The organism is Vibrio hepatarius (assembly GCF_011806575.1).
GTDB lineage: Bacteria > Pseudomonadota > Gammaproteobacteria > Enterobacterales > Vibrionaceae > Vibrio > Vibrio hepatarius_A.
Genome location: NZ_JAATOO010000012.1, coordinates 117,817 through 139,228, shown reverse-complemented (window position 1 = coordinate 139,228; position 21,412 = coordinate 117,817). Strand labels below are relative to the sequence as shown.

Annotated in this window: 20 protein-coding genes and 1 other RNA gene; 9 read left to right on the top strand and 12 right to left on the bottom strand. The window is 46.6% G+C overall.

Features of this window, described 5'->3' with window-relative positions; all coding sequences use genetic code 11:
* Positions 1-343: 343 nt before the first annotated feature.
* The 6 genes from HCZ42_RS11765 to HCZ42_RS11740 all read right to left on the bottom strand — a co-directional run bounded on the left by HCZ42_RS11765 (position 344) and on the right by HCZ42_RS11740 (position 6,860).
* Positions 344-1,126 (bottom strand): DUF547 domain-containing protein, encoded by a 783-nt coding sequence (locus HCZ42_RS11765; RefSeq protein ID WP_167420877.1) that lies wholly within the window; start codon positions 1,124-1,126, stop codon positions 344-346.
* Between the two features lie 107 nt (positions 1,127-1,233).
* Complete coding sequence (gene leuD, locus HCZ42_RS11760; RefSeq protein WP_167420876.1) at positions 1,234-1,836, bottom strand: 3-isopropylmalate dehydratase small subunit; 603 nt, start codon at positions 1,834-1,836, stop codon at positions 1,234-1,236.
* A 12-nt stretch (positions 1,837-1,848) separates the two neighbouring features.
* Positions 1,849-3,249 (bottom strand): 3-isopropylmalate dehydratase large subunit, encoded by a 1,401-nt coding sequence (gene leuC / locus HCZ42_RS11755; protein ID WP_167420875.1) that lies wholly within the window; start codon positions 3,247-3,249, stop codon positions 1,849-1,851.
* 196 nt (positions 3,250-3,445) lie between these two features.
* The gene (gene leuB, locus HCZ42_RS11750; RefSeq protein WP_167420874.1) at positions 3,446-4,537 is read right to left on the bottom strand and encodes a 3-isopropylmalate dehydrogenase; all 1,092 of its coding nucleotides are present in this window, start codon (positions 4,535-4,537) and stop codon (positions 3,446-3,448) included.
* Positions 4,538-4,597: 60 nt separating this feature from the next.
* Positions 4,598-6,145 carry a 2-isopropylmalate synthase gene (leuA, locus tag HCZ42_RS11745; RefSeq protein WP_167420873.1) on the bottom strand — a complete coding sequence of 516 codons (1,548 nt, stop codon included), beginning with the start codon at positions 6,143-6,145 and terminating at the stop codon, positions 4,598-4,600.
* A 391-nt stretch (positions 6,146-6,536) separates the two neighbouring features.
* Positions 6,537-6,860, bottom strand: coding sequence for a hypothetical protein (locus HCZ42_RS11740; RefSeq protein WP_167420872.1), 324 nt, complete (start codon positions 6,858-6,860; stop codon positions 6,537-6,539).
* A 48-nt stretch (positions 6,861-6,908) separates the two neighbouring features.
* Between HCZ42_RS11740 and HCZ42_RS11735 the strand changes: the two genes are divergently transcribed.
* The 6 genes from HCZ42_RS11735 to ilvN all read left to right on the top strand — a co-directional run bounded on the left by HCZ42_RS11735 (position 6,909) and on the right by ilvN (position 14,457).
* Positions 6,909-7,439 carry a phosphatase PAP2 family protein gene (locus tag HCZ42_RS11735; protein ID WP_167420871.1) on the top strand — a complete coding sequence of 177 codons (531 nt, stop codon included), beginning with the start codon at positions 6,909-6,911 and terminating at the stop codon, positions 7,437-7,439.
* 3 nt (positions 7,440-7,442) lie between these two features.
* On the top strand, positions 7,443-8,489 hold the full coding sequence (locus HCZ42_RS11730) for an MJ1255/VC2487 family glycosyltransferase (RefSeq protein WP_167420870.1): 1,047 nt from the start codon (positions 7,443-7,445) through the stop codon (positions 8,487-8,489).
* Between the two features lie 383 nt (positions 8,490-8,872).
* Positions 8,873-9,832, top strand: coding sequence for a transcriptional regulator LeuO (gene leuO / locus HCZ42_RS11725; RefSeq protein WP_167420869.1), 960 nt, complete (start codon positions 8,873-8,875; stop codon positions 9,830-9,832).
* Positions 9,833-9,992: 160 nt separating this feature from the next.
* Entirely contained in the window at positions 9,993-11,801 is a 1,809-nt protein-coding gene (locus tag HCZ42_RS11720; protein WP_167420868.1) for an AMP-dependent synthetase/ligase, read from the top strand.
* Between the two features lie 435 nt (positions 11,802-12,236).
* Positions 12,237-13,961, top strand: coding sequence for an acetolactate synthase 3 large subunit (locus HCZ42_RS11715; RefSeq protein ID WP_167420867.1), 1,725 nt, complete (start codon positions 12,237-12,239; stop codon positions 13,959-13,961).
* A gap of 1 nt (position 13,962) precedes the next feature.
* A complete protein-coding gene (gene ilvN / locus HCZ42_RS11710) occupies positions 13,963-14,457 on the top strand; it encodes an acetolactate synthase small subunit (protein ID WP_167420866.1) in 495 nt (164 codons plus the stop codon).
* Positions 14,458-14,530: 73 nt separating this feature from the next.
* On the opposite strand, the gene serA is transcribed toward ilvN, so the two are convergent.
* From serA to HCZ42_RS11685, 5 genes are all read right to left on the bottom strand, one after another.
* Positions 14,531-15,760 (bottom strand): phosphoglycerate dehydrogenase, encoded by a 1,230-nt coding sequence (serA, locus tag HCZ42_RS11705; protein WP_167420865.1) that lies wholly within the window; start codon positions 15,758-15,760, stop codon positions 14,531-14,533.
* Between the two features lie 238 nt (positions 15,761-15,998).
* Positions 15,999-16,655, bottom strand: a complete 657-nt coding sequence (rpiA, locus tag HCZ42_RS11700; protein WP_167420864.1) for a ribose-5-phosphate isomerase RpiA — start codon at positions 16,653-16,655, stop codon at positions 15,999-16,001.
* A 62-nt stretch (positions 16,656-16,717) separates the two neighbouring features.
* On the bottom strand, positions 16,718-17,305 hold the full coding sequence (locus HCZ42_RS11695) for a 5-formyltetrahydrofolate cyclo-ligase (protein WP_167420863.1): 588 nt from the start codon (positions 17,303-17,305) through the stop codon (positions 16,718-16,720).
* A gap of 32 nt (positions 17,306-17,337) precedes the next feature.
* Positions 17,338-17,521: non-coding RNA, 6S RNA (gene ssrS, locus HCZ42_RS11690), on the bottom strand.
* A gap of 20 nt (positions 17,522-17,541) precedes the next feature.
* Positions 17,542-17,850: a cell division protein ZapA gene (locus HCZ42_RS11685; protein WP_167420862.1), complete on the bottom strand. Its 309-nt coding sequence runs from the start codon at positions 17,848-17,850 to the stop codon at positions 17,542-17,544.
* Positions 17,851-18,076: 226 nt separating this feature from the next.
* Here HCZ42_RS11685 and HCZ42_RS11680 point away from each other — a divergent pair, with 226 nt between their 5' ends.
* Genes HCZ42_RS11680 through HCZ42_RS11670 form a run of 3 tightly spaced genes read left to right on the top strand, consistent with a single transcriptional unit; the run spans position 18,077 to position 21,096 of the window.
* The gene (locus HCZ42_RS11680; RefSeq protein ID WP_167420861.1) at positions 18,077-18,652 is read left to right on the top strand and encodes a YecA/YgfB family protein; all 576 of its coding nucleotides are present in this window, start codon (positions 18,077-18,079) and stop codon (positions 18,650-18,652) included.
* A 12-nt stretch (positions 18,653-18,664) separates the two neighbouring features.
* Entirely contained in the window at positions 18,665-19,843 is a 1,179-nt protein-coding gene (ubiH, locus tag HCZ42_RS11675) for a 2-octaprenyl-6-methoxyphenyl hydroxylase (RefSeq protein ID WP_167420860.1), read from the top strand.
* Positions 19,844-19,869: 26 nt separating this feature from the next.
* Complete coding sequence (locus HCZ42_RS11670; protein WP_167420859.1) at positions 19,870-21,096, top strand: FAD-dependent 2-octaprenylphenol hydroxylase; 1,227 nt, start codon at positions 19,870-19,872, stop codon at positions 21,094-21,096.
* A gap of 50 nt (positions 21,097-21,146) precedes the next feature.
* Here the strand turns inward: HCZ42_RS11670 and HCZ42_RS11665 are convergent, their stop codons facing one another.
* Positions 21,147-21,353, bottom strand: a complete 207-nt coding sequence (locus HCZ42_RS11665) for a DUF1107 domain-containing protein (protein ID WP_053409067.1) — start codon at positions 21,351-21,353, stop codon at positions 21,147-21,149.
* Positions 21,354-21,412 lie beyond the last annotated feature (59 nt).

Sequence of the window (21,412 nt, the reverse complement as noted above, 5' to 3'; positions counted from 1 at the left end):
GCGGTAGTTCAGTTGGTTAGAATACCGGCCTGTCACGCCGGGGGTCGCGGGTTCGAGTCCCGTCCGCTCCGCCACTTCTTAGAAAGCCTAGTCGAAAGACTAGGCTTTTGTCGTTTATGCCGCATAGTTTTTTCGAGGAAGTAGGGTTTCAGTCGTATGTAATTCCAATCACTTCCCCACCCTCAGTGGAAGCACAGAGGTTTTTGTCTGTGTTGAGTATTCTGTGATATCTCCCTGCCGCTCAGTCATACCCGCTATTAGAATACATATAAAAAAGCCCAAGTCGAAAGACTTAGGCTTATGTCTGTTTTAATGACTTTCTTAGCGCTACTTTTAGACTTAGCTATCTTTTCTCATTCAGAGTCCAATCGTAATCATACTCAAAGCCACCTTTGAGAGAACTTAGCTCAGGACGGTATTGAGCTAGATGATTGATTAGATCGGATTGAGAACCGAAGTCTGTAGCAAACCATTCGTAGATCGAAGATAGGCGAACTTGCTTACCAGTGACTTTTACGCCTTTGTCACTATTGATGAATGAGTTGGCGGCTTGTTCTAGCAATTGCTCGCTATTAGTAGCGGTGAAAGCCTGAGATTGTAGGTTCGGACAACCTAAGCTTGCACAGTTCACGGCGTAATGGGTTCTTGGATCTTGCCAAATCGGTCTTAAAATTCGGTGTTCAATGTCATTTAAGGTGAGCTTTTTATTGTTTATTACCACTACCTCTTCTTCCCACGGTCCAAAGCTAAATAGCCCACCAAGTTTGGTAATGGATTGAACTGGATATGCATCTAGGATCAAATCTACCGTGAGCGAGTTATATAGGTTAACCCAGTAAGCATACTGCTGCGCTTTGGTGAGTTGAAGTGGGTCGATGGAAGAAAGCTCTCGAATATAGTCCTTCAGGTTTTGCTTATCAGACGAAGAAACACTGCGGTAGCGAAATAGCGTGTTTTCTCCCTCACTAACAAGGTATTTATCCAATATCGCTTGCCATTTTTGGTGATTGACCTTGATGATAGTACCCTCGTTAGAGGTATTCCAATATTGCCACAATTCGGACTTAGGGGCAGCGAATGTACTCAATGAGAATAAAGACAGGGTAAGTAGTAACAGTGCTTTCATGTTCGTAAGATTCATAATAGATAGATGTAGATAAGACCGAATCAATTAAAGATTTGTTTCAAATAAAAAAGGCTGGCCTTAGCCAACCTTTCTTCGAATTAAATTGCTTACTGTAAGAAAGCAGGAATCTTATTTTCGAACTCAGCAATCTTGTCTTCGTGCTGAAGTGTTAAGCCGATATTGTCTAAACCATTTAGCAAACAATGACGACGGAACTCATCGATTTCAAACGAGTACTCTTTACCGTTTGCTCGCACTTTCATGGCTTCAAGGTCAACTTCAACCTGCGCACCTTCGTTCGCTTCAACAAACTGGAAGATCTCATCGACTTCTTGCTCAGTTAAGCGTACTGGTACCATTTGGTTGTTGATTGAGTTGCCATAAAAAATGTCGGCAAAACTTGGTGCGATCATCGCTTTAATGCCGTAATCCGCCAGAGCCCAAGGTGCGTGTTCGCGAGAAGAGCCACAACCGAAGTTTTCACGAGCAAGTAAAATAGACGCGCCTTTATAACGTGGAGCATTCAAGACAAAGTCGGGATTCGGTTGTTCGCCACCATCATCTAGGAAACGCCAATCATGGAATAGGTGTTTACCAAAGCCAAGGCGAGAAACCTTTTGTAGAAATTGCTTTGGAATGATCGCATCGGTATCGACGTTTGCAGCGTCTAGAGGAACTACCAAGCCTGTGTGTTGTTTAAAACCTGACATGTTAGTTTCTCCTTAGTCCAACTCACGAATATCAACAAAGTGGCCAGCAATTGCAGCGGCTGCAGCCATCGCAGGGCTTACCAAGTGCGTACGGCCATCACGGCCTTGGCGTCCTTCAAAGTTACGGTTTGAAGTCGATGCACAGCGTTCTCCTGGACCTAAACGGTCGTTGTTCATCGCCAAGCACATCGAGCAGCCTGGTAGGCGCCACTCAAATCCTGCTTCTTTAAAGATAACGTCTAGGCCTTCCGCTTCCGCTTGCGCTTTAACTTGCTCAGAACCTGGAACAATCAGAGCTTGAACGTGAGCCGCAACTTTGCGGCCTTTCGCGACAGCTGCCGCAGCGCGCATGTCTTCGATACGCGAGTTAGTGCACGAACCAACAAACACTTTGTCGACTGGGTAATCCGATAGAGATTTGCCTGCTTCTAGACCCATGTAAGCCAAAGCTTTTTCTGCCGACGCTTTCTCGATAGGATCTGCAAAGCTCTCTGGAGAAGGAATTGGAGCATCGACTGAGATCACCTGACCTGGGTTAGTCCCCCAAGTGACCTGAGGTTTAATGTCTGCTGCGTTCAATGTTACAACCGCATCAAATTCAGCGTCATCGTCAGTTTTTAGTGTTTTCCAGTATTCTACTGCTGCATCAAAATCCGCACCTTTTGGTGAGAATTTGCGATCTTTGATGTATTCGAATGTTGTTTCATCTGGTGCGATTAGACCTGCTTTAGCACCTAATTCGATCGCCATGTTACATACTGTCATACGACCTTCCATTGAAAGATCGCGGATGGCTTCACCACAGAACTCAACCACGTAACCAGTGCCGCCCGCAGCCGTAGTTTCACCGATGATCGCTAGTACGATGTCTTTTGCCGTAATTCCCGGAGCCACTTTACCTTTGATTTCGATCTTCATGGTTTTCGCGCGAGCTTGTTTTAGCGTTTGAGTCGCCAAAACGTGCTCAACTTCTGATGTACCGATACCGAACGCCAGTGAGCCGAAAGCACCATGAGTCGCCGTGTGTGAATCGCCACAAACGATTGTCATACCAGGAAGGGTGATCCCGAGCTCAGGGCCCATAACGTGGACGATACCTTGGTATTTGTGGTTGATGTCGTAGAGAGTGACGCCAAACTCTTCACAGTTCTTAGACAGCGTTTCCATTTGGATACGTGCCATTTCACCAGAGGCGTTGATGTCTTTCGTTGTAGTCGAAACGTTGTGGTCCATAGTGGCAAAAGTCTTGCTCACCTGACGCACTTTACGGCCTTTTTCACGCAGACCATCGAACGCTTGAGGAGAGGTCACTTCATGCACTAAGTGACGGTCGATGTATAAGACCGGGTTTTCCCCTTCGGCTGCTACGGCAACGTGTGCGTCGTAGACTTTTTCATATAATGTTTTACCCATTGCTCTTCCTCGTCGTCCTTGTCACTGCAACTGTGTTTGCTTCTATCAATCAGCTTGGTCATTTAGCGGACTAAACTCCCAAGCTGCTTGATATCGATGCCTTGCCGCAGCACCAATGACTTAGAGGAAGTACCTCTGTCATTGGGGTTGTATTTATAATGACGACTTTAATCTGTTGTGTTTATGTATTCGGTAATTATGAGTTCAAGATGTACTCAGCGATCTTATCGCCCATTTCTGACGTCGATAATGCTGGTTTGTCTCCGGCTAGATCAGCAGTCAACTCTCCAGCTGACAGTGCTTTAGATACCGAAGATTCGATATCTTGCGCTGCCGCTTCTTCGCCTAGGCTGTAACGCAACATTAGTGCTGCCGATAGGATTTGTGCGACCGGGTTAGCGATGTTTTTACCAGCGATGTCCGGTGCACTGCCGCCTGCAGGTTCGTATAAACCAAACTTGCTTTCGTTAAGACTTGCGGAAGGGAGCATACCCATAGAGCCAGTGATCATGGCGCATTCATCAGAAATGATGTCACCGAAGATGTTTGAACACAGCATTACGTCAAACTGTGAAGGGTCTTTGATAAGCTGCATTGTCGCGTTATCGATGTACATATGAGATAGCTCGACATCAGGGTAATCTTTAGCGATCTCTTCAACCACTTCGCGCCATAGAATCGAGCTTTGTAGAACGTTCGCTTTGTCGATAGAGCACACTTTCTTGCTGCGTAGACGCGCTGATTCGAAAGCGATTTTCGCGATGCGTTCGATTTCAAAGCGGTGATAAACCTCAGTATCAAACGCTTTTTCGTTCGCGCCTTCGCCTTCACGACCTTTAGGTTGGCCGAAGTAGATGCCACCAGTTAGCTCACGAACCACAACGATATCGAAACCGCGCTGAGAAATATCTGCGCGCAGAGGAGAAAATGCTTCTAGCCCAGTATGGATTTGAGCTGGACGTAGGTTACAGAATAGTTGGAAGTATTTGCGTAACGGAAGTAGTGCACCACGTTCTGGTTGGTCATTCGGTGGTAGGTGTTCCCATTTTGGGCCGCCAACTGAGCCGAATAGTACCGCGTCAGCTTCTTCACACGCTTTCACTGTACTTTCTGGCAACGGGCAACCATGGTTGTCAATCGCGATACCACCAACATCGTGTTGCTCGCGCTCGAAAGAGATACCGTGTTTAGTTTGAATCGCATCCAGCACTTTATGTGCTTGTTCCATTACTTCTGGGCCAATGCCGTCACCTGGAAGAACGGCAATTTTATACGTTTTGTCTGTCATGTTTTCCTTCACTCTAATTATTTAGATTTCCAGGGACGACTCTCGTCCCTGGAGTCTGTCTTATACTGTTGCAACTTTCTTTTGTTTTATTTCTGCAATCTGGTCTGCACGATGGATGCTGTTGATTACGTGCAGTAGTGCCTGACCTGAAGCCTCGACGATATCGGTTGAAATACCGGTACCGTGGTATTTGCGACCTTTGTAGTTCGCAATGATATCTGCTTGGCCAAGACCGTCTTCACCTTCACCTTTCGCGGTTAGGTCAAACTTGTCTAACACAATATCATAACCCGTCACTCGATAGATACATTGGTACAACGCATCGACTGGACCATTACCGACGGCTGCTTCACATTTCTCTTCGTCACCACATTGGATCTTGATACTGGTCGTTGCCATCACGCTACCAGATTGAACGCTTAGGTAGTTCAGTTTGTAGTAATCGTCTTCTTCACGAAGGTTAGAGAAGTGCATCAAGGCTTCTAGATCGTAATCGAACACTTGTCCTTTACGGTCAGCCAGTTTCAAGAAGTCGGTGTACAGTGCGTCTAGGTTGTACTCTTCTTCTTTGTAGCCCATTGAGTCCATATGGCTCTTCACCGCAGCGCGACCAGAACGGCTGGTTAGGTTTAGCGCTTGGTTCTTCAAACCAATCGACTCAGGCGTCATGATTTCGTAAGTACTCTTGTTCTTCAACATACCGTCTTGGTGGATACCTGAAGAGTGGCTAAATGCGTTCGCGCCGACGATCGCTTTGTTGCTTTGGATCGGCATATTACATAGTTGGCTCACCAACTTACTGGTACGGTGGATCTCTTCGTGCTTGATGCCAGTATGTACGCCCAAGAACTCTTGGCGAGTCTTGATGATCATTGCGATCTCTTCTAGCGAACAGTTACCGGCGCGCTCACCGATACCGTTGATCGTGCCTTCGATCTGACGAGCACCTGCTTGAACGGCAGCGATCGAGTTGGCGACTGACATACCTAAGTCGTCATGGCAGTGCACAGAAATGACCGCTTTATCAATGTTTGGCACTCGGTTGAACAGCGTTTGGATAATACCGCCAAATTCGCTTGGTACGGTGTAGCCAACAGTATCTGGAATATTAACTGTAGTGGCACCTGCGTTAATCGCTGCTTCGACCATACGGCATAGATTGTCGATTGGCGTACGGCCAGCATCTTCACACGAGAACTCAACGTCGTCTGTATAGTTACGCGCATGTTTCACCGCGTTTACTGCCATTTCAACCACGTCGTCGTAGCTACGGCGCAGTTTATCTTTAACGTGGATCGTTGAGGTTGCCAAAAAGGTGTGAATACGGAACTGGTCAGCAACTTTCAACGCTTCAGCGGCAGCATCGATGTCTTTCGCAACGGCACGCGAAAGGGCACAAACACGACTGTTTTTAATACTTTTAGCGATGGTTTGTACGGATTCGAAATCACCTGGAGAAGAGATAGGGAAACCTGCTTCGATAACATCAACGCCGAGCCTTTCAAGCGCATAGGCAATCTGCAGTTTCTCTTTAACTGTCAAACTTGCTGACAACGCCTGTTCGCCATCACGCAATGTGGTGTCGAAAATAATGACCTGATCGTTCATGTGTGCTTCCTTATTTGATTTTGATGCAATCAGCATCAGTTAATCGTTTACTTCCGGTATTTAGATATAAAAAAACCCGCATCTGGATGCGGGTTTTTGCAATTCTTGTTGTGGTTATTTTTCTTCCACAGCCTACCCGCGCGATGATTTCACGATAAGGAGGAGGCTCAGCAGGATAGAAAAATTAATTGTCATTGTTATACAAACCTATCTAGGTGTTAAATAAACCACAAATTCGAGTTAACAAATTAGTACCGCACTCTCTGGGGCGCGTCAACCGTAAAAGTTGAAATCGATTGATTTTTTTCCTAACGGGTAAGATGAGTAAATCACGCTTGTTGCAATAAATCGCGTTCGTTTCCTTTTAAAACAATGTCTTGTGATGGTTTTACTAAGGAAACCACTTAACCGTCCCCGGTCTCGTCTGAGCTCTAATGCTATTTGGTACATCTTGGGCGTAAGTAACCCAATCACCAGCAAGCAAAGTCTGCTCAGACCTGCTGCAAACCCGCCGGGTTGATGCCAATGTACACTTGAAGGCAGACAACCCGAGAGCCGAAAGTGAGTGTATTGTGAGCTTAGGGATGCCGATAGACGCCCGATTTTTGCTCTGGTTGCTGTCGGTGATTAGGCGGCTCATCACCACGTCAAGACGTTTTGGTGCGACGGATTCGATTGTCACGGTAATACCCATAAAGCTTAATGGATTTGTCATTGTTCTCTTATAACTTGATTGCAAAAGCGACCGAGTTGGGAGTTGATAATGCGTACTATCGAACCTATCGCCAAATTGGATTTGGCATTTTCATTGTTCTGTTTACAGCACCGCTTTTCTTACCCGCTATCAAGATTGAGTAAAGCCATTTCACATACGGGTGATGGCCACTTATACGCGGTACTGGGCGGATTAGCATGGTGGATGGACGGTGAGCGCGGGCTCATGTTTTTGCTGGTGGGATTATTGGCATTCACGATTGAACTGCCACTCTACTGGATGGCTAAAAACGCGTTTAAACGCCGTCGGCCTCAAGAATTGTCAGAACTAGTCACTTCATTTATCACTCCTTCAGACCGTTACAGTTTGCCGTCGGGGCATACTGCCGCAGCATTTCTTATCGCGACGCTGTTGAGCTTTTTCTATCCGGAACTGGATACTTTTGCCTTCGTATGGGCCACGCTTATAGGAGCATCTCGAATTTTACTTGGGGTGCACTTCTTAACAGACGTAGTACTTGGTGCTTTGCTCGGTCTTGGCTGTGCGCAAATCGCGTTGACGGTGTTGGCTGGAGCGTAATTGATGAAGATTTTCTACGGAGTTCAGGGGACGGGGAATGGGCACATCGCACGTGCTAGAGCGATGTGTCATACACTGAAGAGTCGCGGCATTCACGCTGACTTCCTGTTTTCAGGGCGAGATGAAAAGAAATACTTTTCAATGGAAGAGTTCGGCCAGTATCAAACGCGCCGAGGTTTGACGTTTGTCAGCCACAACGGACAAGTCAGCTATCTGAAAACGTGCTTAAACAATAACGTGCTCAACTTTTGGCAAGAAGTTTCCGAGTTGGACTTGAGCCAATACGATTTGGTGCTCAATGACTTTGAACCTGTTTCTGCATGGGCAGCGAAAAGACAAGGCGTTCCTTCGATCAGCATCAGCCACCAAAATGCGTTCCGTTATTCTGTGCCACTGAAAGGCGCCAGCTGGCTGGATAAAAAAATCATCGAACATTTTGCACCGGCACAGCATCGAATCGGCTTGCACTGGTATCATTTTGACCAACCTATCTTGCCACCGATTGTCCATACTCCGAATAAACACCTAGGCAGCGAAGATTTCGTTTTAGTCTATCTGCCATTTGAAAACCTTAACGATATTTCAGAACTGTTGTTTCGCTTTGCCAGCCAGCGCTTCATTTGTTACCACCCAGAAATCATCGAAGATGAGTTGGTGGAAAATGTGCAGTTTCTACCGCTGAGCTTTGAAGGCTTCCAGTATCACCTGCATCGCTGCTGTGGAGTGATCGCCAATGGTGGTTTTGAGCTGCCGTCGGAAGCGCTCACGCTCGGGAAGAAATTATTACTCAAACCGTTGTCAGGACAATTTGAACAGTTAAGCAATGTGGCAACTCTGGAAGACCTTGGCTTAGCCACGTGTATGGATATGTTGGATGCATCCATTCTGCGCTGCTGGTTGGATGAAGCCCAAGCAGAAAGCGTCAATTATCCGAATGTCGCTGAGGCGATAGTCGACTGGTTGCAACAGGGGAATTGGGGTAACCAAACAGAGCTTACGACTCGCTTGTGGGACAGGGTCGACTTCCCCAGTTATGTCACCAATATATGAGAGTAAACTATCGTACTACGTCAAAATAATGATGAAATAATTGACGAGACTTTTAGGTTATCTAGAAAGTTATTTCTTACACCCATAAGAAAAGTCCTACTTATGTAACTGGTGTGAACTATTCATAACTTCTTAATCGACTAAAAAAAGCGTCTTTAGATCTTTTTATAATCTCCCTATATGGCTGATTTGTAATACTATTCCTATAGTTCCTATAAAAAGTACTGATTATTTATCAATCGAGTTGCCTCTTATTGATTGATTCGCTGATAGTAATGGCTCGCCGTAAATCATCCGGCAAACAAATACTATCACTGCAGGTTTTCTAATCTTTGAAATTCCATGCATTTCAGCTTTGCTGAAACATTTAAGAGGCTTGATACATGAACGATAAAAAAGAGTCGATGAGCACGATTGCCAACTTTCGTATGGAAAGCATTCTGCGCGGCGTAGATTTAAATCTTTTGACTGTGTTTGATGCGGTAATGCAAGAACAAAACATTACACGTGCGGCACACAACTTAGGCATGTCTCAGCCAGCAGTAAGTAATGCCGTCGCGCGCTTGAAAGTGATGTTCAACGATGAACTCTTCATGCGTCAAGGACGTGGTATCCAACCGACTCAACGCGCTCGTCAACTGTTTGGTCCTGTTCGCCAAGCGTTGCAACTTATCCGCAATGAACTGCCTAGTTCAATCTTCTCTCCTGAATCTTCGAGCCGTCGCTTTAAGCTGGCAATTTGCAGCCCATGCGACATGCGTTTTGCTCCACAGATCATGTCGAATATTCACGCTCAAGCGCCAAATGTTCAACTGCACCTAGACGCTGAGTTTGACCGTCAGTTGGCAGAACGTATGCGCTACCAAGAAGTGGATTTTGTTATCGATTATTCTCGTTTTGATGAGCAAGGTTTCTCTAGTACCGAAATCTTCCAAGACGAACTCGTCGTTGTAGCAGCAAAAACGCACCCTCGCATTCAAGGTGAAGTGACGCCTGAACGGCTACGTAACGAACGCCACGCGAAATTGTCACGCGTTCATGGTCAGCGCAGTTTCTCAGAGCAAGCGTACCGCGATTTGGATGTACAGGCTTACTATGAAGGCGCGAGCCTTAGCAACTTGCTGTATGTTGTTGGTCAATCTGACTTAGTGACAATTGCACCGCGTTGGATGGTAGAAAATGCGGCGAACAAAGAGCAACTGCAAGTGCTTAACTTCCCATTTGAAAACGGCAAAATCAGCGGCTACCTAAGCTGGCATGAATCGAATGAAAAAGACAAAGGCCACATCTGGTTGCGCGATTGCCTAATGGTGGTGTGTGGTGAAGTTGTTGCTACCGCATAACTGAGCTAAAAATATCGTTGAAAACCTTGAGTGACGCTACGTCATTCAAGGTTTTTTACTATTTAATTGATAACTTTGATAAGCGTCAGTTGCCTTTTAGCATCTGAAATGTACACTTGTGCGCTCAAAAGCTTACAGGTGTAAGCTAAAGGTAGAAAAGATGACCAACTTAGATTTTCATATCGTTAAAAAAATACGTGAACAGATTGCTAAAGGCGGTGATCGTATTGCTCTGAAACACAAAGTGGGCAATATGTGGAACGGCATTACTTGGAAGCAGTTTGGTCAGCAAGTAGACGCCCTGTCGCTTGCTTTACTGGCTCAAGGTCTGCGAGTTCAGGATAAGATCGGGATTTTCTCAAACAATATGCCGCAGTGGACAGTCGCTGACTTTGCTGCGCTACAACTGCGCGCCGTAACGGTACCTATCTATCCAACTAACACTGCCGCGCAATCTGCCTACATCCTGCAAAACGCGGACGTTCGTGTGTTGTTTGTTGGTGAACAAGCTCAGCTTGATGCAGCCATCGCTATTTTTGACCAATGTGAACAACTTGAGTTGATCGTCGTTATGGACGCTGATGTTGACCTAGGCGACCACTCGTTTGTCGTTTCTTGGAAACACTTCATCGCCCAAGGTGACAGCCAATACCAAACCGAGCTCGAACAGCGTCTTGCTGATGCGAACTTCGATGACTTGCTGACGCTGATCTACACCTCAGGCACAACCGGTCAACCAAAAGGTGTGATGCTTGATTACACAAACATCGGCTCTCAGTTAGAAGGACATGACCAAAGACTGAGCCTGTCTCAAGACGACGTCTCGCTGTGTTTCTTGCCACTTTCGCATGTATTCGAACGCGCTTGGACTTTCTACGTGCTGTATAAAGGCGCGACCAACTGCTACTTACAAGACACCATGCAGGTGCGTGATGCACTGGGCGAAGTTCGTCCGACCGTAATGTGTGCGGTGCCGCGTTTCTACGAGAAGATTTTCTCTGCTATCCATGAAAAAGTTGCCCGTGCGCCGTTGATGCGCAAAGTGATGTTTACTTGGGCGGTGAATATGGGCGCAAAAATGGCGGTATGTCATCAAGAAGGACGTAAGCCTTCGTTTGCGTTGAAAAAAGCCTACCAATTGGCGGATAAAATCGTGCTGTCTAAGCTGCGCGCACTGCTTGGCGGTCGTATCAACTTTATGCCGTGTGGTGGGGCGAAACTCGACGAAACCATTGGTCGTTTCTTCCACGCTATAGGGATCAACGTCAAGCTGGGGTACGGCATGACAGAAACGACGGCGACGGTTTCTTGTTGGGACGATAAACGCTTTGACCCAGATTCCATTGGCATGTCGATGCCGGGCGCTCAAGTCAAAATTGGCGAAAACAACGAGATTTTAGTTCGTGGTCCGATGGTGATGCGCGGTTATTACAAGATGCCGGAAGAAACCGAAAAGACTTTCGACGAACACGGTTTCCTGAAAACTGGTGATGCAGGCCATATCGATGAGCACGGTAACCTGTTTATTACCGACCGCATCAAAGAACTGATGAAAACCTCGGGTGGTAAGTACATCGCGCCACAGATGATCGAAGGTGCGATCGGTAAAGACCATTTTATCGAACAAATCGCGGTGATCGCCGATACGCGTAAGTTTGTCTCTGCTTTGATTGTGCCGTGTTTTGACAGCTTAGAAGAGTACGCGAAAGAGCTGAACATCAAATATCACGACCGAGTTGAGTTGATTAAACATCACCAAGTTGTCGAGATGTTGGAAAAACGCGTGAATGACCTGCAAAAAGAGCTGGCGAAGTTTGAACAAGTGAAGCGTTTTAAATTGTTACCAAAGGCTTTCTCGATGGATGAAGGCGAGTTAACGCCGACACAAAAACTACGCCGTAAGGTAATTAATGATAAATATCAGGACGAAATCGAAGAAATGTACAGTGAGAAAGGCGATAAGAAGTAACTTTTCATTCGCTTAGATTTTCGATTGTTCAAAAATCCTCCTCTTTGTCTAGTACCAAAGTAGGGGGATTTTTTATTGTGCTAACAATACGTTACTTGGCTCAATTGGCGCCTAATTGAGCTGCTTTAATAAAATTATATTCTGAATTTAAAATCAACCATTCCCAAATGCACTAAATGTAAGTCTTTTTGTAGTCGTCATGCCTTGCATTTTGGTTATCCTTAGCATCTTGTTTAAATTGAGACGAAAATCTCATTAGACCCTCTGATAATAAAACGTTACATTGGTTTCGTTAACTTACTTTTTGTTACGACAAAGTAAGACATAGCCGAAAACTGGAAATATTTCGAATTAGGCTACGAATAAGCCCTAGACTATGTAAAACCAGACCAATGCGTTGACCTTACGAATTGGCACACTGGTAAGGAGAAAAATATGGCAGCAATGTTGTCCGGTGCAGAGATGGTAGTGCAATCTCTGATCGAAGAAGGCGTTGAACAGATCTTCGGATACCCAGGCGGTTCCGTTTTAGATATCTACGATGCGCTCCACGCAAAAACAGAAAACATCAAACACGTTCTCGTTCGACACGAGCAAGCTGCGACGCACATGGCGGACGGTTATGCTCGTGCAACAGGGAAGCCGGGTGTGGTACTTGTTTGTTCTGGTCCTGGTGCGACGAATACCATCACAGGTATTGCTACCGCGTACATGGACTCCATTCCAATGATTGTTATTTCCGGCAACGTGCCTAACAACCTTATCGGTAATGATGCTTTCCAAGAGTGTGACATCGTGGGTGTATCTCGCCCTGTGGTGAAACACAGTTTCTTGGTGAAGAAAGCTGAAGATATTCCAGAAACCGTTAAAAAGGCGTTTTACATCGCGACGACTGGCCGACCAGGTCCAGTTGTGATTGACTTGCCTAAAGACGTGATGAACCCGCAGATCAAACTGCCATACGAATATCCTGAAAGCATTTCAATGCGTTCTTACAAGCCAACCACAACAGGCCACAAAGGTCAGATCAAGAAAGGCTTGAAGGCGTTACTTGAGGCGAAAAAGCCAGTGCTTTATGTGGGCGGTGGTGCGGTTATCTCTCAAGCCGACGAATACTTGTTAAAGCTTGCGGAAGCCCTAAACCTTCCGGTAGTGAGTACGCTGATGGGACTGGGCGCATTTCCAGGCACACACAAAAATTCACTCGGTATGCTTGGCATGCACGGTACTTACGAAGCCAATATGGCGATGCACAACGCTGACCTGATCTTTGGTGTTGGGGTACGTTTTGATGACCGTACAACCAACAACCTAGAAAAGTACTGCCCAAACGCGAAAGTGATGCATATTGATATTGATCCATCGTCGATCTCTAAGAACGTTAAAGCGGATCTGCCTATCGTAGGCTCTGCGGAGAAAGTATTAGAAAGCATGGTGACACTGCTTGAAGAGCAAGGAGCAGTCAATGATAGCGAAGCGTTAGACGGTTGGTGGCAAGATATTCAAGTATGGCGTGACCGTCAGTGTCTGTCTTACGAAACATCGCCAGAGCGTATTAAGCCTCAGCAGGTGATTGAAACGCTGCACAAACTCACTAATGGTGAAGCTTACGTCGCGTCAGATGTTGGTCAGCACCAAATGTTTGCCGCTCTGTACTACCCATTCAGTAAATCTCGTCGTTGGATCAACTCTGGTGGTCTAGGTACGATGGGTTTTGGTTTGCCAGCGGGGATGGGCGTTAAGTTCGCCAAACCGAATGAAGAAGTCGTGGTTGTGACCGGTGATGGCAGTATCCAGATGAATATCCAAGAGCTATCGACTGCGATGCAGTACGATATCCCGGTGAAGATCATCAACCTGAACAACCGTTTCCTTGGTATGGTAAAACAATGGCAGGACATTATTTACCAAGGTCGCCATTCAAACTCATACATGAGTTCTGTTCCTGATTTTGCTGCAATCGCAGAAGCTTACGGACACGTTGGTATCCGCATTGAAACGCCAGATCAATTAGAGTCAGGCCTTAAACAGGCATTGGACATGAAAGATCGCTTGGTGTTTGTGGATATTAACGTCGATGAAACTGAGCACGTTTACCCAATGCAGATCAAAGGCGAGGGTATGGACAAGATGTGGCTAAGCAAAACGGAGAGAACTTAATATGAGACACATTATTTCGCTACTAATGGAAAACCAGCCGGGCGCATTGTCTCGAGTTGTGGGTCTATTCTCTCAACGTGGCTACAATATCGAGTCTTTGACGGTATCACCGACTGATGATGCGACCTTGTCGCGCCTTAACCTAACGACCATTTCTGACAACATGCAGTTAGAGCAGATTCAGAAACAACTCAACAAACTGATTGATATTCTGAAAGTTCAGGAAGTGACTGAGTTTGAACACATCGAGCGCGAGCTGATGATGGTGAAGGTCAAAGCGAGCGGCTTTGCCCGTGCAGAAGTGAAGCGAACAGCGGATATTTTCCGGGGGCAGATCGTCGATGTCACCGCTTCACAGTACACAGTGCAGCTAGCGGGAAACAGTGAAAAACTTGATGCTTTCATTCAGGCACTTTCGGAAATCACGGAAGTTATCGAAGTGGCACGAAGCGGTGTCGTGGGCATTGCTCGTGGTGAGCGAGCTCTAAAACCTTAAGTGATTTTTCGTTATTCAGTCATAAAAAAAACCACCGTCGAAACGGTGGTTTTTTTTGATCTTAGCATCGAGCTTAGTGAAGGATACGTGCACGTACCGTGCCTTCGATTTTCTTCAGTTTCTCTAGTGCTTCTTCTGAACGCGACGACTCTACGTCGATAACAACGTAGCCGATCTCTGCGTTAGTTTGTAGATACTGACCTGCGATGTTGATCCCGTCTTCAGCGAAGATGGTGTTAATCTGCGTCAGGATACCCGGACGGTTTCTGTGAATGTGCAGTAGGCGAGAGCATTCACGATGCTCCGGCAGTGAAACCTCTGGGAAGTTGACACTTGATAGTGTTGAACCGTTATCTGAGTACTTAGCCAGTTTGCCTGCGACTTCAACGCCGATGTTTTCTTGCGCTTCCTGAGTTGAACCACCGACGTGTGGGGTCAGGATAACGTTGTCAAACTTAGTCAGTGGAGACTCAAACGGGTCTGCGTTGGTCTTAGGTTCAACCGGGAATACGTCAATTGCCGCACCGGCAAGATGGCCAGATTCTAGTGAGTGACATAGTGCTTCGATATCAACCACAGTACCACGCGCAGCGTTGATAAAGATTGAGCCCGGCTTCATGCGAGCAAACTCTTCCACGCCCATCATGTTCTTGGTTTCTGGCGTTTCTGGCACGTGAAGCGAAATTACATCACACTTGTTCAGTAGTTCTGTCATGGTGTGAACTTGCGTTGCGTTACCTAGCGATAGCTTGTTTTCGATATCGTAATAGTACACGCGCATACCTAAGTTTTCCGCGATGATACCAAGCTGAGTACCGATGTGACCGTAACCGATAATACCTAGGCGTTTACCACGCGCTTCGTAAGAGTTATCGGCACTCTTCTTCCAGATACCACGATGCGCAAGCGCATTTTTCTCAGGAATACCACGTAGCAGCAGTAGCACCTGACCAAGAACCAGCTCAGCAACACTACGAGTGTTGGAGAATGGTGCGTTAAACACTGGAATACCGCGTACCGCTGCCGCGCTAAGGTTTACCTGGTTCGTACCGATACAGAAACAGCCGATAGCAACCAGCTTTTCAGCAGCATCGATCACTTCTTGGGATAGGTTTGTACGAGAACGAATACCGATAAAGTGAGCGTCTTTGACGGCTTCAAGTAGCTCATCTTCAGGCAAGGAGCCTTTGTGATATTCAATATTGGTGTAACCTGCGGCCTGGAGTACTTCAACAGAAGATGGGTGAAGACCTTCTAGAAGGAGTATCTTAATTTTGTCTTTTTCCAGTGAAACTTTGGCCATTATCATCATCCTTAAAATGGGAAAGTGGGGCTTAACTGGCGCACATTGTAAATGGATAACATTTTTGTATGAATTGATGTTACGCAAACGTTTTCCTGAGCGTCTTCTGTAATCTAAGTTAACAAAAAAAAGATGTTTTGGGTAAGAAAATTACGTAATAAGCAATAATTTTTATAGAGGAAAAAGAAAATGGCACCGCTTGGTGCCATTTGTCGTCAAATAACTGGATTGGAGCTAATTAATCTTCGATTTTAGCGCCTTCAGGAGTGCCGGTAATGACTACGTCAGCACCACGATGCGCAAACAAACCAACCGTCACTACACCAGCGATCGCGTTGATTTTGTTTTCCATGTCTTTCGGGTTAGTGATTTGCATGTTGTGCACATCTAGGATCACGTTGCCGTTATCTGTAACTACACCTTCACGGTATGCTGGATCTCCGCCAAGTTTAACCAACTCGCGTGCCACGTATGAACGAGCCATTGGGATTACTTCTACAGGCAGTGGGAATGCGCCTAGTACGTCAACCGCTTTGGTGTCGTCTACAATACAGATGAATTTGTCAGAGATAGCCGCAACGATTTTCTCGCGAGTCAGTGCCGCGCCGCCGCCTTTGATCATCTCGCGGTCTGCGTTGATTTCGTCAGCGCCATCAACGTAGATGTCGAGTTTCGCCACGTCGTTGCAATCAAAAACTTCGATACCCAGACCTTTGAGTTTTTCAGTCGACGCTTCAGAGCTTGAAACCGCACCCTTAATGTCATCTTTGATAGTACCCAGTGCATCGATGAAGTGATTTACGGTAGAACCAGTGCCAACACCAACAATGCTGTCTTTTTCTACATATTTAAGTGCTGCCCAGCCAGCTTCTTTCTTCATCTCATCTTGAGTCATGCCCATCTCCTAAAATGCGGTTAGATTAACGTTTGCGGCGCGATTATATGATCAATCACCGCTTATTCCCAATCCCAGATTCGGCTTGGTGTCACTATTTTAGGTAATGGTACGTCCCAAGATTCGATCGGCAACTTTTCAACCTGTTGGCAGTCATGGGCTAGGCCAATTGGTTTCGGACCACGGCCGGTTTTAAACCATGGTTCTAAAGTTCGGTCATAGTAACCGCCGCCCATACCAAGCCTGTGGCCAGTAGAATCAAAGGCCACCAAAGGTGTACAAATCAGGTCGAGTTGTTGCACTGGTAGGATTTGGGTTTGGTCGAGTTTGGGTTCAGCGATGGAGTAGCGATTTAACACCATTGGCGTATGTTCATCGTAGTGGAGAAACAGCAAGTGTCCCTTTGAAAACGGATGAATGACCGGAAGGTAGGTGTGCTTCCCTTGACTCCACAACCACTCGATAAGAGGTGTGGTAATCAGCTCACCATCGGCGGACAAGTACAAGGCAATGTGCTGGGCGGTTTGAAACTCGTTAAGTTGCGCGCATTGAGTAACAAGCTCCATACTGGCTTGAAACTGAACATCACTGTGCAGTTGATTGCGTTTTTCACGGATGTGTTGGCGAAAATCTTGGCGAGAGAGAATCATAGAATATACCCATTGATGGTGGGGTATAGAGGGAATACCCCAGAGTGCCGTTGGAGATTATTGACCCTTGAACCAGCTGGTTCAAGGCGGATCAGCAGAGATAACCGTAGGCTTCTCGGTACGAGCCGAGCTTGCTCAATAGCTATCAAGTACTAACCCTTGGGTATTGCTTATCGGCTCAGGGACGTAATCCCCTCACGTACACTCCAGGGTAAATTCTTGTTTTGCTGTAAAAGTTATTGCTGTCCTAGCTTTACTTTACTTAGTGCATCACCCAGTGATGCGCTGAGCAGCTCCATTCGCTCAGTTAACGCGTTTTGTTGCTCTGCTTTTAAACTATCACGGCTCTCTAGCTCATGACAAAAGTTAAGTGCAACAAAAGTCAACAACTGTACTTCGTTGGTTATTTTCGTTTTTGCAGCCAAATCTTTTAAGCTCTCATCAAGGCGCTCAGCCGCTCGCAACAGTGACTCTTCTTGTCCTGCTGGGCAGTTTACCCGTGTGGTTCTACCTAAAACTTCTACTTCAACCGCTTGATTACTCATATCGACTCTGTACGCGTTACTTGGGGCGACTCTGCAGTTAGTCGCCGAGGAGGAAACTATAGAAAAAGCCCTGTTAAGATTCAAGCTTTTCACATTCAACTATACGGTAATAACACAGTAATTGGACAAATTGTGTAAAAGCTACCCATAATTGCCGAATCGCTCGTTTCCGCATTCCTTGGTAAGTGGTACGATTGACTTTATTTTGCAATTTTTAGGTCTCTCCATGAGCGAATCCCATCTACCTGACTACCTAACATTAGCGACAGAGCTGCAAAACGCGGGTATTGCGATGAACCCTGCCGAGCTTCATGGCTTGCTGACAGGCATGTTAAGCGGTGGCTTAAGTCTTACCGACAAGAGCTGGCAGCCGATGCTATTCGACTACACCAATGATGGTATGGGGTGGCCGATGCAATCACTTAAGCTTGCTGAAACAACATTGGACGCGACGATGAAAGAGCTTACGGGTTCAGGCATGGACGTTTCGATGTTGCTACCAGATGAAGAGGCCAGTGCGAGCTTATTCGATATGGCAGACGGACTGGCTGAGTGGGTGAACCACTATATTTCTGGTCTTGGATTAGTTGGTGCACAAGTGAAGGGGGCTTCAGCAGATGTAAAAGAAGCGCTTGCTGACCTTGAGGAAATCTCAAAACTTGGCATTGATGAAGACGATGACATGCAAGAGCAAGCGATCTTGCTTGAGCAGGTGATTGAACACGTCAAAGCGTGCGTCCTGACCATTCATGCAGAGTTTGGCCAAAAGCCAGTGCAAGAAAAGGCTCCGACTATCCACTAATTAGGTACTCTGATGAAGCAGTTTGATGTTGTGATTGCTGGTGGTGCGATGGCGGGAATGACGCTAGCACTGGCCATCAATAAACTGTCTGACAAGCCCCTTGCGATTGCGGTGGTCGAGCCATTCAAGGTTGACCATCAAGCGCATCCCGGATTTGACTCGCGTTCTATCGCGCTTTCTCACGGCACGGTTAATATTCTAAAATCGTTGCAGCTATGGCAAGAGATAGCGCAAGTCGCCACACCGATTAAACATATTCATGTTTCAGACCGTTCTCATGCAGGGATGACCGAAATTACCACAGAAGAAGTCGGCGTTGACGCGCTTGGTTACGTGGTCGAGCTCGCCGATGTCGGCAATATTTATCATCACCTTATTGAGCAAAGCGACGATATCGAACTCTTGTGTCCGGCCTCAGTACAAGCAGTTGAACGCCAGCAAGAGAGTGTTAGCGTGACGCTCGATAGTGGCGAAACCTTGCAAAGCCAGTTACTGGTCGCCGCTGATGGGGCCATTTCCACCTGCTGCCAGCAAATTGGTTTGGACTTACTTGAGCACGATTTTGAGCAAGTCGCGCTGATCGCCAATATCACCACTCAACAAGCACACCAAGGGCGAGCGTTTGAGCGCTTTACCGACTCGGGCCCTGTGGCTCTTTTACCAATGAGTGAAGGGCGAATGTCGTTGGTGTGGTGTCTCAAACCGCAAGATGCTAAACAAGTGATGGCGCTAGATGACGAAGCATTCCTCGTTCGTCTACAAGATGCATTTGGTTGGCGACTCGGTGCGTTAGAGAAAGTCGGACAACGTGCCAGTTACCCTCTGCTACTTCGTTACCGCAAACAAAATACGTCTCACCGCTTTGCGATTGTTGGCAATGCGGCACAAACGCTCCACCCAATTGCGGGGCAAGGCTTCAACCTTGGGATACGCGATGTGGCGACTTTGGCGGAAGAGATTGCGCAATCCACTCAAGACCCAGGGTCGTATGGTGTATTAAGCCGTTTCAAACAGCGACGGGAATCCGATCGTGAAGCGACGATCACTCTCACTTCGACCTTAGTTCACGTGTTCTCCAATGACTATCTGACATTGCGTATTGGACGTAACTTAGGCTTGGCGGCGATGGATAACTTGCCGCTGCTCAAGGCGCCGTTATTGGCAAGAACACTCGGTTTGGTTGCAAGATAGCAGTATATAAAAGGAAAAGAATTCAAATGATGCAAAGCGTAGATATTGCCATCGTTGGTGGCGGCATGGTTGGACTTGCCCTAGCTGCTGCGTTTAAAGACACTGACTTGCGTATCGCGGTTATCGAAAGCAATGAACCGGATAACCAATTAAAGGACTTGCCAGATGTGCGAGTATCGGCGTTGAGCCGCTCAAGTGAGAACATCTTACGTAATCTTGGTGCTTGGCAAGGCATCATGCAACGTCGTGCTGCGCCATACTCTGCGATGGAAGTGTGGGAACAAGATAGTTTTGCCCGTATTGAATTTGATGCGGATAAGTTAGCCCAGCCAGACTTAGGTCATATCGTTGAAAACCGAGTGATTCAACTTGCGTTGCTTGATCAGGTTAAGCAGCAGTCCAATGTGACCTTGCTGATGCCAGCCAAGTGCAACACGTTAGCCATTGGTGAAAGCGAAGCTTGGTTGACGCTTGATAATGGTCAGGCGCTGACCGCTAAACTTGTCGTAGGTGCTGACGGAGCGAACTCTTGGGTTCGCAAACAGCAAGATATCCCCCTCACGCATTGGGACTACGGGCACAGTGCCGTTGTTGCGAACATCAAAACTGCCGAACCGCATCAGAAAGTTGCGCGACAAGTATTTACTCCGCAGGGGCCGTTGGCGTTTCTTCCGCTCGGTGATAGCCACATGAGTTCGATCGTTTGGTCGACTGAGCCGAATCGTGCGGATAAATTGGTGTCGATGTCGCCAAGCGAATTTAATAAATCTCTGACGGCTGAGTTTGATGTCCGCCTTGGGTTATGTGAAGTGGTTGGGGAGCGTTTTGCGTTTCCATTGCGTATGCGTTACGCGCGTGATTTTGCTGTTGAGCGTGTGGCTTTGGTTGGCGATGCAGCACACACGATTCACCCGTTGGCGGGACAAGGGGTAAACCTAGGTTTATTAGACGCAGCGAGTCTTGCCCAAGAGGTACTGTCACTGTGGCAGCAAGGGGAAGACATCGGTACTAAGCGTAATTTGCGTGGTTATGAACGCTGGCGTAAAGCGGAAGCCGCAAAGATGATTGCAGCGATGCAAGGCTTCAAAGACCTGTTCTCTGGTGATAATCCGGCGAAAAAACTGGTGCGCGGTATCGGTATGACGTTAGTAAGTCAATTACCCGGTGCAAAAGACGAAATTATGAAACGTGCCTTGGGATTAAAAGGTGAGCTACCGTATCTCGCTAAAGGGCATAAAATTTCCGTGAGTTAAATGACAAAGGGTTGGCAATGCCAACCCTTTTTAATTCTTTCAACGGACTCTTAAGCGTACGCGCAGCGGAGTTTCATGATCTCCTGGTTCACTTCTTTTACCGCTCTGAAGTGCCTTGTCTCTGCTTTCTCTGGAAGTATCAGCTTCCCGTTATCGAATTCAAATTTACCAACGCCGTAAATATAAATTCTTCCTTTAAATAATCGACTTACATGTTTAGCAATCATACCTGGCGTATAGCGCTTAAACAGTCTCATACATCAATCCTTTTGGTTATCAAGCACTGCAGATTATATAAATATCCCTCCTGTAAATG